This is a genomic window from Pseudorhodoferax aquiterrae, assembly GCF_014652235.1.
Lineage (GTDB): Bacteria > Pseudomonadota > Gammaproteobacteria > Burkholderiales > Burkholderiaceae_C > Pseudorhodoferax > Pseudorhodoferax aquiterrae.
Map to the genome: position 1 here is coordinate 97,086 of NZ_BMYK01000012.1, position 16,885 is coordinate 113,970.

At 66.0% G+C, this 16,885-nt stretch carries 15 protein-coding genes; 8 read left to right on the forward strand and 7 right to left on the reverse strand.

Translation table 11 applies throughout. From position 1 onward, the window contains the following. A complete protein-coding gene (fliF, locus tag IE209_RS18695) occupies positions 1 to 1,764 on the reverse strand; it encodes a flagellar basal-body MS-ring/collar protein FliF (RefSeq protein WP_189688449.1) in 1,764 nt (587 codons plus the stop codon). Between the two features lie 175 nt (positions 1,765 to 1,939). Between fliF and fliE the strand changes: the two genes are divergently transcribed. Beyond that, positions 1,940 to 2,263: a flagellar hook-basal body complex protein FliE gene (fliE, locus tag IE209_RS18700; protein ID WP_189688450.1), complete on the forward strand. Its 324-nt coding sequence runs from the start codon at positions 1,940 to 1,942 to the stop codon at positions 2,261 to 2,263. Between the two features lie 96 nt (positions 2,264 to 2,359). Here fliE and IE209_RS18705 read toward each other — a convergent pair whose 3' ends face one another. From IE209_RS18705 to IE209_RS18720, 4 genes are all read right to left on the reverse strand, one after another. Next, entirely contained in the window at positions 2,360 to 2,659 is a 300-nt protein-coding gene (locus IE209_RS18705) for a flagellar protein FliT (RefSeq protein ID WP_145547533.1), read from the reverse strand. Between the two features lie 11 nt (positions 2,660 to 2,670). Further along, positions 2,671 to 3,099: a flagellar export chaperone FliS gene (gene fliS, locus IE209_RS18710; RefSeq protein ID WP_308433192.1), complete on the reverse strand. Its 429-nt coding sequence runs from the start codon at positions 3,097 to 3,099 to the stop codon at positions 2,671 to 2,673. Between the two features lie 74 nt (positions 3,100 to 3,173). Then, entirely contained in the window at positions 3,174 to 4,607 is a 1,434-nt protein-coding gene (gene fliD / locus IE209_RS18715) for a flagellar filament capping protein FliD (RefSeq protein WP_189688451.1), read from the reverse strand. A 116-nt stretch (positions 4,608 to 4,723) separates the two neighbouring features. Then, positions 4,724 to 5,923 carry a flagellin gene (locus IE209_RS18720; RefSeq protein WP_189688452.1) on the reverse strand — a complete coding sequence of 400 codons (1,200 nt, stop codon included), beginning with the start codon at positions 5,921 to 5,923 and terminating at the stop codon, positions 4,724 to 4,726. Between the two features lie 356 nt (positions 5,924 to 6,279). On the opposite strand from IE209_RS18720, the gene IE209_RS18725 reads away from it, so the two are divergent. The 3 genes from IE209_RS18725 (at position 6,280) to IE209_RS18735 (ending at position 9,536) form a co-directional block, all read left to right on the forward strand. Further along, positions 6,280 to 7,482 carry a flagellin N-terminal helical domain-containing protein gene (locus IE209_RS18725; RefSeq protein WP_189688453.1) on the forward strand — a complete coding sequence of 401 codons (1,203 nt, stop codon included), beginning with the start codon at positions 6,280 to 6,282 and terminating at the stop codon, positions 7,480 to 7,482. A gap of 67 nt (positions 7,483 to 7,549) precedes the next feature. Then, positions 7,550 to 8,653: an ATP-grasp domain-containing protein gene (locus tag IE209_RS18730; protein WP_189688454.1), complete on the forward strand. Its 1,104-nt coding sequence runs from the start codon at positions 7,550 to 7,552 to the stop codon at positions 8,651 to 8,653. A 25-nt stretch (positions 8,654 to 8,678) separates the two neighbouring features. Further along, on the forward strand, positions 8,679 to 9,536 hold the full coding sequence (locus IE209_RS18735) for a DUF1698 domain-containing protein (RefSeq protein WP_189688455.1): 858 nt from the start codon (positions 8,679 to 8,681) through the stop codon (positions 9,534 to 9,536). Positions 9,537 to 9,552: 16 nt separating this feature from the next. Here the strand turns inward: IE209_RS18735 and IE209_RS18740 are convergent, their stop codons facing one another. After that, positions 9,553 to 10,680: a DegT/DnrJ/EryC1/StrS family aminotransferase gene (locus IE209_RS18740; protein ID WP_189688456.1), complete on the reverse strand. Its 1,128-nt coding sequence runs from the start codon at positions 10,678 to 10,680 to the stop codon at positions 9,553 to 9,555. After that, positions 10,677 to 13,634, reverse strand: a complete 2,958-nt coding sequence (locus IE209_RS18745) for a tetratricopeptide repeat protein (protein ID WP_189688457.1) — start codon at positions 13,632 to 13,634, stop codon at positions 10,677 to 10,679. The genes IE209_RS18740 and IE209_RS18745 overlap by 4 nt, the downstream gene beginning before the upstream one ends. Before the next feature lie 288 nt (positions 13,635 to 13,922). Between IE209_RS18745 and motA the strand changes: the two genes are divergently transcribed. From motA to IE209_RS18765, 4 genes are all read left to right on the forward strand, one after another. Beyond that, on the forward strand, positions 13,923 to 14,780 hold the full coding sequence (motA, locus tag IE209_RS18750) for a flagellar motor stator protein MotA (RefSeq protein ID WP_189688458.1): 858 nt from the start codon (positions 13,923 to 13,925) through the stop codon (positions 14,778 to 14,780). A 14-nt stretch (positions 14,781 to 14,794) separates the two neighbouring features. Continuing rightward, positions 14,795 to 15,766 (forward strand): flagellar motor protein MotB, encoded by a 972-nt coding sequence (gene motB, locus IE209_RS18755; RefSeq protein WP_189688459.1) that lies wholly within the window; start codon positions 14,795 to 14,797, stop codon positions 15,764 to 15,766. Positions 15,767 to 15,827: 61 nt separating this feature from the next. Next, entirely contained in the window at positions 15,828 to 16,211 is a 384-nt protein-coding gene (gene cheY / locus IE209_RS18760; RefSeq protein ID WP_268245970.1) for a chemotaxis response regulator CheY, read from the forward strand. A gap of 8 nt (positions 16,212 to 16,219) precedes the next feature. After that, a complete protein-coding gene (locus tag IE209_RS18765) occupies positions 16,220 to 16,864 on the forward strand; it encodes a protein phosphatase CheZ (RefSeq protein WP_189688460.1) in 645 nt (214 codons plus the stop codon). Positions 16,865 to 16,885 lie beyond the last annotated feature (21 nt).

Consider the following 16,885-nt stretch of genomic DNA (forward strand, 5'->3'; position numbering starts at 1 on the left):
TCAGGACGAGCCGCTGGCTTCGCCATTGATCCAGTCCTTCACGATGTTGGCCACCGCGATCGGATTTTCCAGCGCCAGCTTGCGCGCCGCCTCCAGCCGCAGCTGGTGGTCGGTGGGCTGCAGGTCCACCGTGTCGCTCAGGGCCGGGCCGCCCAGCGCCGGGCGCTCGGCATCGTCGGCCACCAGCGCGTCGAGCTGGCCGCCACCGTCCGGGCCACCCGGCGTGCCGCTGCCGTCGGCCAGTGCCGGCTCGGGCTTGGGCGGCTGCATGGCCTTGAAGCCGGGCCGCACCAGGCCGAACAGCACGATCAGCGCCAGCAGCAGCATGCCGATGGGCCAGGCGAAGCTGCGCAGGTTCTCCGGCGTGGCGACCTGCTGCCAGAGCGGGCGCGTGTCGGTCGGCTCCACCGTCTGCACGAAGGCGGCGTTCATGATGTTGACCGAATCGCCGCGGTCCTGGCTGAAACCAATGGTTTCACGCACCAGCGCCGTCATCTGGGCGATCTGCTCGGCCGACAGCGCGCGCGTGGTGGGGTTGCCCTTGTCGTCGGTGGCGCTCTGGTGGTTGACCACCACGGCGGCCGACAGGCGCTTGATGCTGCCCGAGCCGCCACGCACGGTGCGCACGGTCTTGTCGACTTCGTAGTTGGTGATGGATTCGCGCTTGGTGTTGCTGGGGCCGCCCTGGGCGCCGCCGGAGGCCTGCAGCGGCTGGGCCTGGCCGTTGATGGGCGCGTTGGCCGGCTGCGGGGGCTGGTTGGACACTGCGCCCGGAATGCCCGAAGGCTGACCCGGCTGCGGGCCGGTGGTGGTCTCCACCACCTGCTGGCTGCGCACGGCGCTGGCGTCGGCGGCCAGGTTGGGCCGGTGCTGCTCGCTGGTCTGCTCGGTCTGGGAGAAATCGACCTCGGCCGTGACCTGGGCCTTGACGTTGTTGCGGCCGACCACGGGCTCCAGGATGTCCATGATGCGGCGCGTGTACTGCTGCTCGATCAGCGAGACGTATTGCAGCTGCTGCGCGTCCACGCCGCCGCTGGCCTCGGGCGTGCCCGACAACAGCTTGCCCGTGTCGTCCAGCACGCTGACGGCCGAGGGGTTCATCTCGGGCACGCTGGAGGCCACGAGGTGCACGATGCCGGCCAGCTGGGTGCGGTCCAGCGTGCGGCCGGCGCGCAGCGTCACCAGCACCGAGGCCGAGGGCTTTTGCTGCTCGCGGAAGAAGCCGTTCTGGTTCGGCAGCGCCAGGTGCACGCGCGCGCTCTCCACCGAAGCGATGGACTGGATCGAGCGCGTGAGCTCGCCCTCCAGCCCGCGCTGGTAGCCCAGCCGCTCCTGGAACTGGGTCATGCCGAAGCGGTTGTTCTCCATGAGCTCGAAGCCCGCCACCGAGCCCTTGGGCAGGCCCAGCGAGGCCAGGCGCAGCCGCACGTCGTGCACGCGGTCGGCCGGCACCATGATGGAGCCGCCGCCCTCGGAGTACTTGTACGGCACGTTCATCTGCGTGAGCTGGGCCACGATGGCGCCGCCGTCCTTGTCCGTCAGGCCGTTGTACAGCGTGCGGTATTCGGTCCGGTTGCCCATCATGAAGCCGACCACGATCACCAGCAGCATGAGGCCGATGCCCAGCCCCAACCGGATGCGCTGGGCGCGGTCCAGCCGCGCCAGGCGCTCGGCCAGCGGCGATTTGGCGCGTTCGCCCGCGGCAGCGGGTTCCGCGGGGGCGGGGACCAGAGGACCGGCAGGAACTTCGGCAACGGCAGACATCGTCGTGGGGCACGCCGCGGGGACGAACGTGCGCAATGGGGGAGATGCGGCGGATTATTCTGAGATCTGGCCGGATTCTTCGCCAGATAAGCGCGCGGATTGGCCAGCATTTCAGCCCATGGCAGCGGCCGGCGGCCACTAGGATTGCCGTCATCCCCCAAGCCTGGACGCCACCATGGACCTGCGCCTCACCCCCTCGATCGGCTCCACCATCGCCCGCCCGGCACCGGCGGCGGGCACAGCCGCGCGCGGCGTCGCCACCGAAGCCAAGGAACAGGCGGGCTTTTCCACAGCGCTCAAGAGCGCGCTGGTGTCGGTCAGCGGCGCCCAGGGCGAATCCGGCCGGCTCTCGCGCGAGGTCCAGCTCGAGAACCCCCAGGTCAGCCTGGAAGAGACCATGGTGGCGATCCAGAAGGCCCAGATCGGCTTTCAGGCCACCTTGCATGTGCGCAACCGCATGGTGCAGGCCTACACCGACATCATGAACATGCAGGTCTGAGCCCCCTCCCTGCCCGCCCCCCCCCAAACGACAAGAGCCGCCCATCGGGCGGCTCTTTGCATTGGGGCGGTGGCGCCAGGCCACCGCGGCGGGCGCTCAGTGCAGCAGCTGCGGCCGGCTCTCCAGCATGTATTCGAACTGCGTGAGCCAGGGCTCGGTGAGGCAGCGGATCTCGGCGTCGTTGCGCAGGATGCGCTGCATGATGCGCGCCTTCTCCTTGCGCTGCTCGGCCGTGAGCTGCTCGGTCTGCGCCTGGTGGCGCAGCTGTTCGATCAGCACGGCGCAGGCGCCCTCGTGGCGCACCACCTCGTCCCAGTCTTCCTGCTGGGCGGCCCGCAGCATCTTGACGCTGCTGTCCTCGATGGCCTTGTAGTAGTCGATCAGCATGTGCGACATGGTGCTGCTGCTCAGGAAGCGGCCGGCTGGCCGGCGGGGGTGGCAATGCTCTTCCAGGCGCCGTAGACCGGCACGATCAGGTCAATCACTTCTTGGATCATCGGCGCGTCGTTGTGGATGTTGGCTCTTGTGAGTCGGCTGATGCTGTAGTTGTAGACACCGCGCAGGTTGGTCGCCAGCTCGCCGCCTGCGGCATCGTTGAGGGCGGCCTTGAGGCCTTCCTCGAGGATGCGCACGGCCTTGCCGATTTCCTTGCCCTTGGTCTCCATGTCACCCCGCATTGTGGCGGCGTGGGCCTGGCGCAATGCGGCAAGCAAGCCCTCATAAAGCAGGCAAATCAGCTGATGGGGGCTGGCGCCTTCCACGCTGGTCTGGGTGCCAACGCGCTTGTAGGCGGCTGCGGAGCGGGAACTGACCGAGGTGAACATCGAAGAGCCCATGAAACTGTCGTTGATGTTGTGGTTATCGGCAGGACGGGCCCGGACTCAAGAGCTGCGTGCGTGAAAAACCGGTGTCAGTCGTTCTTCTTGTTCCACTGCGAAACCTGCTGGTCCATGTAGTTGGCCAGGGCCTGCAGCGTGCCCATCTTCACGTCCAGGGCGGTGTAGGTCTTGCGCAGGCGGGCCTCGGCCAGCGTGGCGCGGTCGTTGACCTTGTCCTGCTCGCTGAGATTGCGGTCGGACTCGCGCGCCAGGGCGTCGGTCTTGTTGTTGAGCAGGCCGTCGAACGACAGGACTTCGCCCGTGTAGCTCTTCATGCGCGCGGCGAGGCCCGTGGCGGTGCCGTCGGCGTTGCGCTGGATGAACAGCTTCTTGACGTTCTCCAGATCGTCCAGAGAAGTGCTGAGCTTGGCGCCGTTGACAGTCAGATTGCCATCGCGCCCCATCGTGATGCCGATGTCGGACAGGGAGTTGAACACGTTGCCCGTCATCCCGTTCGTTGCCAGTACCGATCGCAGGCTGTTGCGCAGGCCGACGGCAGTGCCATCGCCCTGCAGGTCGCCGGCGGTCTTGGTCTCGCTGTCGTACTTGGTGGAAGTGGCCAGCAGCGTGTTGACTGCGTTGTAGGCGTCGACGAACTCCTGGATGTTCTTGGTCATCGCCTCCTTGTCCACGGTGGTCGTGATCAGGGCATCGGCGCCGGCCGGCGTGACTTCGTTCAGCGAGATGGTCAGGCCTGGCACGGCATTGACCAGCTGGTTTTTCGCAGAGGTCACGGTGATGCCGTTGATCGTGGCCACGGCATCCTGGGCCGCCTGGTAGCTGTTGGCCGCCATGCCCACGGTGGGCTGGGCCAGATCGAATGCCAGCCGCGACAGGCCGGCGTTGTCGGCGTTGTTGCCATCATCGTCGGCCGTGGTGATGCGAAAGCCCGACACGGCGCCGGTCTCTTTGGAACGCAGCATCAGCCGATCGCCCGAAGCGTCGGACAGCACGGTCGCGACGACCCCGGCGCCGGAGTCGTTGATCTTGGCAGCCACCTGCGCCAGCGTGTCCGTCGCGCCGACGGTGACATTGACGGCCGCTGCGGTACCTGCCGTGAACACGCCGGCATTCCAGCTGCCGATCTCCAGCGTCAACTGTCCCGACCCGATGGTCCCACCGGCGGAGATGGCGGTGGACACGGTCGATTGCGACTGCGCCAGCTTCTGGACGCCGACGGAAAAGCTGGTGGCAGCCGCGATGCCGGTGACGCTGACCGATACGGCCGATTCCTTGGACGACTTGACGGCGAGCGTGTTCCAGCCGCTGTCCAGCGTCAGCTTGGAGACGGCGTCCTGGAGGGTGGACACGAGCGACTTGATCTCGCCATAGGAGGACACCTTGGTCTGGATCTTTTCCGCCTTGGCCTGCAGCCCTTCCAGCGGCTTCTTCTCCAGCGCGACCAGCTTGCTGATGATGTCCTCGACCTCGAGGCCGCTACCGATACCGACCGATGTGATGGCCATGCCGATCTCCTCGCGCCGAAAGCGCACAAACGCAAAACGGCGGACAGGGTAGCACCCTTGCCCGCCATCCAAAGCGCCGAAAAGCGCCCCTGTCCAGGGCGCTCATCGGTAGCTGCTTACTGCAGCAGGGCCAGCACGCCCTGCGGCAGTTGGTTGGCCTGGGCCACCATGGCGGTACCGGCCTGCTGCAGGATCTGCGTACGCGACAGGTTGGCGGTCTCCTTGGCGAAGTCGGCGTCCACGATGCGGCCGCGCGATGCCGACAGGTTCTCCACCTGGATTTCGATGGAGCCCACGGCGTTCTCGAAGCGGCTCTGCAGAGCACCGAGGTCTGCACGGGAGTTGTTGACCTGATCGATCGCGTTGTCGATCTTCTTGAGGGCAACCCATGCGTCGGCCTGCGTTTCCACCGTCAGGGTGTCGATGCCAGACACTGCAGTACCGCTGGCAGCAGCGATGGTGACCGACGAGAAACCGGTGCTTGCAGCGCTCAGTCCGGAGAACGTGATCGCCGTGACGGCGTTGCCGGATGCGTCGACCTTGGAGGAGCGGAACTCCACGCTGAAACCAGTCACCTTGTCGCCGGACAGGAAGGCCGTGACACCGGTATCGGCCGACGCGCGGTTGATCGCCTCCACGACCTGACCCATGCGCTCCTGCGCCGAGCTGGCGGCCTTGATCGCGCCGAGGTCGGTGGTGACGCCATCGACCGTGATGGACAGCGTGTTGGCCGAGATGGCCGTCAGCGAGGTGATGCCGGACGCACCGATACCCGTGACCGACGATGTGCCGTAGTTGACATTGGCCAGGCCCTTGGCCGTGGAGTTCGTCAGCGCGCCGACCGTGATGTTGTCGCCCGAGTTGGCGCCCACCTGGAACACCGCGCCCGAGAAGCTGCCGTCCAGGATCTTGGTGCCGTTGAAGTTGGTTTGCTTGGCCACCCGGTCGATTTCGTCGGTCAGCTGCTTGACTTCGGCCTGCAGTGCCTTGCGGTCGGCCGTGCTATTGGTGGCATTGGAGGACTGCACCGCCAGTTCACGCATGCGCTGCAGCATGTCGCCCACCTTGCCCAGCGCGCCTTCGGCCGTCTGCGACAGCGAGATGCCGTCGTTGGCGTTGCGCGCCGCCACCGTGTTGCCACGGACCTGCGTGCTCATGCGCTCGGCGATGGCCAGGCCGGCCGCGTCGTCCTTCGCACTGTTGACGCGCAGGCCGGAAGACAGGCGTTGCATCGAGGTCGCCAGCGAACTCTGCGAGGAACTGAGGTTTCGCTGTGCATTCAGCGAAATGACGTTGGTGTTGATGGTCTGTGCCATGAAAAGACTCCAAAAAAGCGGCAAAACGCCGATCACAACGCCAGCACCGCGCTGGCCGCCCTGACCGGTGGCGGCGAGAAAGCATTTGATTCCAAAGGCTTTTTCTCTGCCACTTTGCCGGCCAACGGGTCCTTCGAGACCCATTGCACAGGTTTTCGGACCGCTCCCGGAAAACTTGAGGGCCTGTTTAGGTCCCGCAGCAGAAAAGGCGCAACTTTTGGACGCTTTTCGGCCGTATGCGGCGGCGTCACGTCTCCAGAATTCCGAGCACGCCCAGGAACGTGGGCGCCGACGGTGCGCTGATCTGGCGCGGCCGACCCGGTTCCACCCCCTTGGACAAGTAGGAGCACCCTTCCATGGCCTCGACGATCAACACCAATTCCATCTCGCTCAATGCCCAGCGCAATCTGAGCGCCTCCCAGGGTTCGCTGGCGACCTCGATGCAACGCCTGTCTTCCGGTCTGCGCGTCAACAGCGCAAAGGACGACGCGGCCGGATTGGCCATCGCCGAGCGCATGAACACCCAGGTGCGAGGACAAACAGTGGCGGCACGCAACGCCAACGACGGCATTTCGCTGGGCCAGACGGCCGAAGGTGCGCTGGGCAAGGTCGGCGACATGCTGCAGCGCATGCGTGAACTCGCCGTACAAGCGTCGAACGCCACCAACAGCAAGGCCGACCGTGCCGCGTTGCAGGCCGAGGTTGCCCAGTTGCGCGATGAAGTTGACCGGGTGGCCAAGCAAACCAGCTTCAACGGCACCAAGATCCTCGACGGAACGTTCTCCGGGGCCGTTTTCCAGGTCGGCGCCAACTCGGGCGACAACATCACTGTGGGCGCCCTGACGGACACAACGGCCAAGGGCCTGTCGCGGATCGCCTACGGCACCTCCACGATCACCGGCATCGCCGCCGCCGGCATCACCTCGCTCAACGCGATCGGCGGCAGCACTCTGTCGATCACCGTGGGCGGTGTCACCACCGACCTGGGCCCGATCAAGGCCGCCAACTCGAGCACCGAACGGCTGGGCCAAGTCATCGAGGCCATCAACCGCAAGTCGGCCGATACCGGTGTGACGGCCTTCCTGTCCGGCGACCAGGTGACCGGCTTTTCGGTCGATTTCCGCTCGTCGCGCGTGGACGCCTCGGGCAACGCTGTGACCGGCATCACCTTCGCGGGCCTCACCGCAGCGAGTACGGGCATCAGTTCCGTGGCCATCGTGGCGGCCTCGGGCACCGCCACCTCCGGCATCGACACACTGACGATCGCCACACAGGCCGATGCCTGGGTGGCGCTGAAGAAGATCGACAGTGCCTTGGACCAGGTCAACGAGGCGCGCGCCGACCTCGGCGCCTTGCAAAGCCGCTTCGAGAACTCCGTTGCCAACGTGGAAATCCAGATCGAGAACCTGGCCGCCGCCCGCGGGCGCATCGTCGATGCCGACTTCGCCAAGGAGACGGCGAACCTGTCGCGCACCCAAATCCTGCAACAGGCCGGCACTGCGATGGTGGCCCAGGCGAATCAGCTGCCGCAGCAAGTTCTCCAACTGCTGCAGTCTTGAAGCAGCCAGCGGCAGACCGCCGGCACCCGCCGCCGGCATGCGCGGCCCCGCGTGACAATTGCCCGCCATGCACTTCCTGATCCTCTCGGGTGCCAACGAACGCGCCATCGTTGCGGCATGCCGCAGCCTGCGCAGCGACGGCATTGGGTTCTCAATCATTGCGCGCCCGCGACAGGATCCGATCGCACGCAGTTTTCTGACCAAGCACGTCGTCGCTACGCGATCGCAGGACACGCTGGATGTGGACGATCTGGTGCAGACCATCCTGGCGGTACGCCATCGGCTGCCCGCGCGGCTGATCTATCTGCCAGTGTCCGAAGCGCTCAATCGTCTGGTCCTGCGGCACCGGGACCGCTTGACTCAGGAGTGCCGTCTGGAAATCCCCTTGCCTTCATTGGCGACCTACGAACTGCTCTCCGACAAGGCAAGCTTCAATGCACTGGCCCTGCAGTTCGGGCTGGAGCTTCCGCCGTCGGAGACCTTGCCTCACACCGCGCCGCTGCCGCTGGTTGCCAAGCCGCATGCGGAGTTCGATGCAGCGACACACCGCAAGCTCTACCCAGTCCTGATGTTCGAGGAGCACGAGCGCCAAGCATTCTTCGCCAACGAGAACGTCGCCAACTACTTCTTCCAGCGCTTCGTCCGGGGCGCGAGCCACTACTACCTGATGTTCTTCGACCGCGCCGGTCGCTGCGCGAGCCTATTCCAGGAGAACATGGCCCAGCAACCCGGCGGAAAGTCCATCCTGGCCGCACAGAGTTGTGACTGCCCATCGCCGGATTTCCTGGAACGGCTTACCCGCTGCATCGCGTCTACGGGTTTCTTCGGCTTCTGCATGGTGGAAGCAATCACCGTGGAAGGGCGCAGCTACCTCATCGAACTCAACCCCCGGCTATGGGGCCCGTTGTCGCTGGCCGTACGCGCCGGCTTCCGGATCGCCTGGCTCGGCGCGCCGGAAGCCATGGTCTTTCCCGCGCCGCCGGATCGGAAAGTCCGGTACGCCTGGCTGTCGGGCATGCTGGGCACCCACCTCGCCGGTCGCAAGATTCGCTGGTACCAGCGCAAGCGACGCGACTTTTACGCGCATCTGTGGTCGTTCGTCCGACAGGACATTTACTGCAGCTCGCTGGCCAGCCTTCCAATGGCCGTGCGCGAGCTGCGCAGACCCTGAAACCCTCTGACAACGAAAGCCTGACATGACCGAATTGCCTGCCCAGCTGACCCAAGACTCGCTGCTCGACCTGTGGCATTCGACCGGCAAGCACGGCATCTACCAGCAGCTTCCAGCCTTCCTGGTGCGCGACTTCGGCGTGACCGCGCCAGTGGACGAACGCTGGCGCGGCGACCGAACCCGCCTGGACTATCTGCGCACACGCATCGACTTCAGCGGCTTGCGCGTGGTGGACATCGGAGCGAATACCGGATTCTTCAGCCTGACCCTTGCGCATGACGATGCAGCCCAGGTCACAGCCGTCGAGCCGGACCCGGCCAACAGCGCCTTTCTGAGAGCCGTCGCCCAGCATTACAGACTGGGCCAGATGCGGACCAGCAGCACACCCGTCACGTTGGACACGGTGGCTGCGCTTCCTGAGTCTGACCTGGTGCTGCTGCTGAATGTGCTGCACCACGCTGGCGACGATTTCGACCGCAGCCACGTGCCCGAGCCTGGCGCCCTCGCCGCCTATATGACCGACTACCTGGGCCGATTGGCGCGCACCACGCACCGCATGGTGTTTCAACTGGGCTACAACTGGTGCGGCAACAAGGCAACGCCGGTCTTGCCAGGGGTGCGCGAACCGTATGCGATGCTGGACTACCTGCAACCGGTCATGCAGGCCGCCGGATGGGTGATAGAAAGCGCAGCGCTGCGCTTCGACGTGGACGATCCCCGCATGGTCGAGATTTCAACCGATCCCCGCAGGCCGGCGCTGCAGACGCCCTCGGATGAGCTCCTGGCGCAACCCGGCGTGCAGGAGTTGCTCGGGGGACGCCCACTGACGCGCGTCAGCGAGTTTTACGCGCGTCCCCTGCTGATCTGCCGCAAGGCCGGCTGAACGGCGGCGCTGCCCCTCACCAGGGGTGGCGGATCAACTGGATCGTCCGCTCGACCACATCCAGGTCCAGTTCCGCGTAGATCGGCAGACACAAGACCTGGCTGGATGCGCGGGCCGCCACGGGCAGATTGTCGCGCGCGGCGGAAGGCAGACCTTTGTACATGGGGAAGTCGCTGATCAGCGGGTAGAAGTACCTGCGGGCATAGATGCCCCGCTCCTTCAATACCTGGTAGAGCTGATCGCGGCTCATCGGGTAGTTCGGATGCTCCACCATGATCGGGAAATAGGCATGGTTGGCCCGAGACTCACCGGCGTCGTTGACGCAGCGCACCCCTTTGACCGATGCCAGCCCTTCACGGTACATCGTGTCGATCACGCGGCGCTTTTCCAAGGCCGCATCGATGTGCTTGAGCTGAAGCAGCCCCATCGCGGCATTGACCTCGCTCATCTTGCCGTTGATGCCGGGCGCCACCACCGTCACTTCGTCCACGAAGCCAAAGTTCTTCAGGTGGTCGATGCGCTTTTTGGTCTTGGCATCGGGCGAAATGATGGCACCGCCCTCGAAGGTGGTGAACACCTTGGTGGCATGAAAACTCAGAACGGACAGGTCGCCGTACTGCAGGACGCTCGCATCGTCACAACGCACGCCAAAGGCATGCGCAGCGTCGTATATGACCTTTAGACCGTAGTTGTCGGCGATCTGCTCGATGCGCTTGACGTCGCAGGGATGGCCATAGCAATGGACGGGCATGATCGCCGTCGTCTGCGGCGTGATGGCCGCCTCGATCTTGTCGGGGTCCAGATTCAGTGTATCGGGATCGACATCGACGAACACCGGTTTGATGCCGTTCCATAGCAGCGAATGCGCCGTGGCGACGAACGAGTACGGCGTGGTGATGACCTCCCCCGTGATGCGCAGGGCCTGCAAGGCCGTGACGAGGCCGATGGTGCAGTTGGCGAACAGCGAAATGTGCGCCACGCCCAAGTACTCGCACAGCGCACGTTCGAGCTGCTGGTGGAACGGCCCGTTGTTGGTCAGGATGCGGCTGCTCCAGATCTTCTCCAGATAGGGCATGAAGTCTTCCAGCGGCGGCAGACTGGGTTGCGCCACATAGACCATGCGCGGCTGAGGTTCGTTCTTCATGCCATTTCCTCCTGCCCGCGCGCAGCGTGCGGGTCATGCGCTCCAACCTCTTCGTACTCCACCTTGAATGCCTGCGCCGGCAGACCTTCGCACCAACGCAACCACATGCGGCGCAGCGCGACGGAGACCCCAGCCACGACCGTTTCCAATTGCGTCGCATTGGCCGCCTGCAGCTGCGGCCGCAGCCGGGCACGGATGGTCTGCAGGCCCGCTACGTTGTGCGACCACGCCGTCGCCCGATCGACCAGGCCGCCCACGTCGGTCACGATGAAGTCCCGCAGACCGACCCGGTTCAGAAACATCGCGGACTGCCTGCTGGGCAAGGTGTCGCCTGCGATCGTCAAGGTCGGCACGCCCATCCACAGGGCATGGTTGGTGGTCGTCCCGCCGGTGTAGGGAAAGGTGTCCAGGCAGATGTCGACGCGGTTGTGCAGTTGCATGTAGTCGTAAAACCCTGTGCGGGGCTGCAGGATCAGCCGCTCGCGCACCACGCCGGCATCGTTCAGCCAAGCCAGGATCTGCTCGGGTTCGGAATGGGCTGGCAGGCCAGCCAACAGCAGCCGGGAGTCCGGCACCGCACGCAGGACTTCGGCCCATGCCATCACCACCTCGTGGTTGATCTTGCTGAGCCGGTTGAAAGAGCCGAACGTCACATAGCCGTTGGCGAGCGCCGGCGCCGGTCCCACGTCAGGCATGCTCTCGAGGCCGTTGAACGGGGACACCAGCGGCAGCTGGACCAGCCGCTCCGTGAATTGCGCGCCAAACGCATCCGACGGCAGGAAAAAGTGTTCAACGAACCGGTAGTCCATGCTGCGCAGGCCGGTCGAGCCAGGATAGCCCATCCAGGTGATCTGCACCGGGGCCGGCTTGCGCGCGAAGACAGCCAGGCGGTTACCGGCCGTGTGGCTGGTGAGGTCGATCAGGATGTCGATCCCGTCGCCCTGAATCTGCCGGAACAGGCGGTCGTCGGATAAGCCGACCACCGGCCGCCAGGTTTCGAAACTGGCGTCGATGCGGCGTGTCGTGGCGTCCCGCGCGGCATGGTTGTAGTAAGCGACGCACGAGAACTCTGGCAGGCGCGCGAAGCGTTCGATGAAGGGCTCGAAGAACTTTGCGAGCGCATGGTCGCGGAAGTCGGCCGACACGAACCCGACCCGCAGCCGACGCCCGGCTTGGCGGCCATTGGCGTGCGCGGCGGCCGCAGCCCCGACGCGCGCTTCCAGCAGCTCGCCGTACCGACGATGCTCTTGCGCCAGCTCCTGCGCGCCCACTTGCGCGCTGTGGCTCAACGCGTACAGCATGCAGCTGCGTGCGTAGTCGAACTGCGGATCGATGTCCAGCGCACGCCTGTAGCAGGCGATGGCCTTGTCCACGAATCCCTGCATCGTGTGCGACACGCCGAGGTTCGTGTGCAGCGACGGTACATGGGGCAGCACCTGCAGGCTCTGCTCGATCACGACGACAGCGCGGTCGTAGTCGCCCCGCTCGTAAATCGATTTGCTGAGGTTGATGTGGGCTTCGGCGTAGTCCGGTTTGAGCGCCAGGGCTTCGCGCAGGGCCGCCTCTGCCTCGTCCCAGCGCTTTTGCTCGATCAGATTGGTGCCCAGGTCGAAGTGCGCGCTGGGCGAGTCGGGCTCAGCAAGCAGGCAGCGCCGAAGGCAGGTTTCGGCCTCCTCCAGGCGGCCCTGTTGCTGCAGCAGCAGACCGAGCCGCTTGAGCGCTGGCAGGCACTGCGCATCCAGTTGCAAGGCCTTGCGGTAGGCCGTTTCGGCCATGGACAGTTTTCCTTGCCGGTGCAAGGCCGCACCGTGCGCGCTGTGTGTCTGCGCATCGCCCGGCTGCCGGGCGAGCGACAAGCCGAAGCACTGCAGCGCTTTGTCGCCCTGCCCCAAGGCGTCGTACAGGATGCCGAGGTTCCCCAACGTGGTCGCGTCCTGCGGAGCCAGCGCCAGCGCGTGGAGGTAGCTCTCCACCGCGTCGCCCAGGCGCCCTTGTGCCTTCAGCGCGAAACCCAGATTGCTGTGCACGTCGACCCAGTCTGGCGCGAGGTCGCGCGCGGAGCGGAAGTCGGCCTCCGCTTGCGCCGGACGGTCCAGCGCCAGCAAGGCATTGCCCTGGTTGAAATAAGCCTGTGCGTAATCCGGCCGCAGCGCGATGGCACGCTGGAAACACTCCAGCGCATCCCCGGGCTGGCCCAAGCTGACAAGCGTATTGCCCAGGTTGCAGTGGACCTCCGGGTCGTCGGGCAGCAATTCGGCCGCGCGCCGCTTGGCGGTCAACGCGTCCGCATGTCGCCCCATCTGCTGCAGCACCGCGCCCAGGATCTTGGACACCACGCCGGACGCGGGATAGCGCCCCGCCAGCCGGCGCGCCAGCCGCTCGGCCTTCTCATAGGCGCCGCGGTTGAAGAGCGTCACCAGCTCGTTGGTCTCCTGCAGGCCGGGACCGGGCACGCGGCCTGCCGGCTTGGCCGGCCGATGCGGCCGCGGTGCCGGCGGCTGGGACATCTGCGGCCTCCAGCGAACGCCTTCGATGGCCGGCAGGGGTTGCTCGGCCTGCGCCATCTCGTCCTCGAGGCGATGGATCAGGTTCTCCTCCACCCCTTGCAGCCGCGCCAACGGCAACACCTGGCGGGCAGCCGAGAACTGCCCATCCTTGATCAGTGCATCGACGTAGCTCAGCCAGAACTGCCGACGCTGCGGCTGCCTGTCGATGGCCGCCTCCAGCAGCGGTAGCGCCTGCGCTGGACGCAGCAGATGCACGGCGAGCAGCACGCCCAGGTTGTGGCTGGCGTCGGCATGACCTGGCCATCGCGCCAGGATCGCCCGATAGCCTTCCTCCGCTTGGGCGAATTCCCATGCCCGGTGGTGGCCGATGGCTCCGCTCAGCAATGGCGCAATGGCCGAACCATCGGGGCCCTCGGAGGATGTCGCTGCGTCGATGTCGCCGTGCATTGGGATCGGTCCTTGTGTGTCGGGTAGGCAGGCCATGCCCACGAAAGCAACGCAAAGGATAGGGGCCGGCATGTGCCGAGAAGCCCGGATGTGGCCCGCTTTTCCAGACCACTTCGAAGGACCCGGCCCTACAAGCGCTGCCACCCGATGTACGTCGTGTTTCCGCCGCTTATTGGCTCTTTGGTCGCTTCGTATCTTCCGCCCCATCCGATACATTTGCAACCCAATGAGCCCCCCCCGCTTGCCTGCGCCGGCTTCGGCCAGGCCCACCACCAGCCGCCACGCCCCATGATCGTCATCATCGGCTACGTCGTCGCCATGGGCTGCATCTTCGGGGTGTATGTCTTCCACGGCGGCAACATCGGCGTGATCCTGACGGCACTGCCGTTCGAGCTGATCACCATCTTCGGCGGCGCGCTGGGCGCCTTCGCGGTGAACAACCAGCCCAAGGTGCTCAAGGCCACGCTCAAGGCGCTGCCCACGGCCTTCAAGGGCTCCAAGTTCACCAAGGAGCGCTACCTGGAGCTCATGGCGCTGCTCTACGACATCCTGCAAAAGGCCCGCAAGGAGGGCCTGATGGCGATCGAGAAGGATGTCGAGGAACCCGAGCAGTCGGAAATCTTCAAGAAATACCCCGTCGTCGGCAGCGACCACCACGTCGTGGAGTTCATGACCGATTACCTGCGCATGATGGTCTCGGGCAACCTCAACGCCCACGAGATCGAATCCTTGATGGACAGCGAGATCGAGACCCACCACCAGGAAGCCCACGGGCCGGTGGCCGCCATCGCCCGCCTGGCCGGGGCGCTGCCGGCCTTCGGCATCGTGGCCGCCGTGCTGGGCGTGGTGAACACCATGGGCTCGGTCGGCCAGCCGCCGGCCGTGCTGGGCGGCATGATCGCCTCGGCCCTGGTCGGTACCTTCCTCGGGATTCTGCTGGCCTACGGCGTGGTCGAGCCGCTGGGCGGCCTGCTGGAGCAAAAGAGCGAGGACGCGGCCAAGGAGCTGCAGTGCATCAAGACCACGCTCCTGGCCAGCATGCAGGGCTACAACCCGTCCACCGCCATCGAGTTCGGCCGCAAGGTGCTGTTCTCGACCGAGCGCCCCAGCTTCGCCGAGCTGGAAGCGCACGTGAAGAAGAAGTAGCGGGAGCCTGAGCCATGGCCGGCGACGCGAAGAAGCTCCAACCGATCATCGTCAAGAAGATCAAGAAGTCCGGCCATGCGGCGCATGGCGGGGCCTGGAAGATCGCGTACGCCGACTTCGTGACGGCCATGATGGCCTTCTTCCTGCTGATGTGGCTGCTGGGTTCGACCACCGAGGGCGACCGCAAAGGCCTGTCGGACTACTTCAACGCCCCGCTCAAGGTGGCGCTGATGGGCGGCACCGGCACCGGCGCGAGCAATTCCATCCTGCCCGGCGGCGGCAAGGACCTGACCGAGAAGGTGGGCCAGACCGCGCGCGGCCAGTCCGACGACACCGCCAGGAAGCGCCAGAGCGCCGAGCAGACCAAGGCCGAAGCGGCGCGCCAGGACGCCCGCCGCATCGCAGACCTGCGCGCGCGCATCGAGGCGCTGATCACCAACACGCCCAAGCTCAACGAGTACCGCTCGCAGATCCGGCTGGAAACCACGCCGGACGGTCTGCAGATCCAGATCGTGGACGACCAGAACCGGCCCATGTTCGACAGCGGCAGCGCCCTGGTCAAACCCTACATGCGCGACATCCTGCGCGAGATCGGGGCCGCGCTGAACGATGTGGAGAACCGCATCAGCCTCGCCGGCCACACCGATGCCACGCCCTACGGCAACGGCGAGCGCGGCTACAGTAACTGGGAGCTGTCGGCCGACCGTGCCAACGCCTCGCGCCGCGAACTGGTGGCCGCCGGCATGCCCGACGCCAAGCTGGGCCGCGTGGTCGGCCTGGCGGCCAGCAGTCCGCTGGAGCCCAAGACGCCCAATGCGCCCGTCAACCGCCGCATCACGCTGACCGTGCTGACCCGCGAAGCCGAGGAGCGGCTGATGGGCGGCGCGCCCGCAGGTGATGCCACAATAGCCCAGCCTGCGCCCACGCAGGGCGCGCCGCTGTTCGAGACCGGGCCCGGTCCGGCTCGCAAGGGCAACCCACCATGAGGACACCGAGAGCTCGATCCATGCGCCTTCATTCCGTCAACGCCAATCACGAGGGGCAACCGTGGCCGAACTTCGCTTTCTGATCGTCGACGACTTCTCCACCATGCGCCGCATCGTGCGCAACCTGCTCAAGGAAGCCGGCTACACCGATGCCGAGGAGGCCGAGGACGGCGTCGCCGCGCTGAACAAGCTGCGCAACGGCCGCTTCGACTTCGTGGTGAGCGACATCAACATGCCCAACATGAACGGCTTCGAGCTGCTGGCCCAGATCAAGTCGGACGAGAAGCTCAAACACCTGCCGGTGCTGATGGTCACGGCCGAGGCGCGCAAGGAGGACATCGTGGCGGCCGCCCAGGGTGGCGCGGCGGGCTACATCGTCAAGCCCTTCACCAAGGCCACGCTCGAGGAGAAAGTGGCCCACATCCTGAAGAAGCTCGGTCTGTAAGGGCAGCCATGCAGACCAGCGAATCGCTCCCGCAGCCTGCTTCGCCCGCCCCCGCAGCGTCCGACGACGCCACGCAAGACGTCCACCACAAGCTCGGCCTGCTCACGCGCCAGCTGCACGACAGCCTGGCAGAGCTGGGCTACGCCGAGAAGCTGCGCGGCAGTGTCGACGAACTGCCCGACGCGCAGAGCCGCCTGACCTACATCGCCCGCCTCACGGGCGAGGCCGCCGAAAAAGTGCTGAGCCGCGTGGAGCAGGCCAAGACCCAGCACGACTTCATCGCAGCCGAGACGCGGCGCGTGGGCGAGCTGCTGGTCAAGGACCCGGTGGCGGCCGTGGCCCGCGGCGTGGTCTACAACTTCCTGGGCGATGTGGACAAGGCCTCGCGCGAAATCGACCAGCACCTGACCGAGATCATGATGGCGCAGGACTTCCACGACCTCACGGGCCAGGTGATCGCCCGCGTCGTGAACCTGGCCGCGACCATCGAAGAGCAGCTCGTCGCGCTGCTGATCCAGACGGCGCCGCCCACCGCCAAGCCTGTGACCGCCCAGGCCCCGCTGCAGGGCCCGGTCGTCAACGGCGAAGGCCGCGACGACGTGGTCACCGACCAGTCGCAGGTCGACGACCTGCTGGCCAGCCTGGGCTTCTAGTCCGGGCCCGGCAGGCCGAAG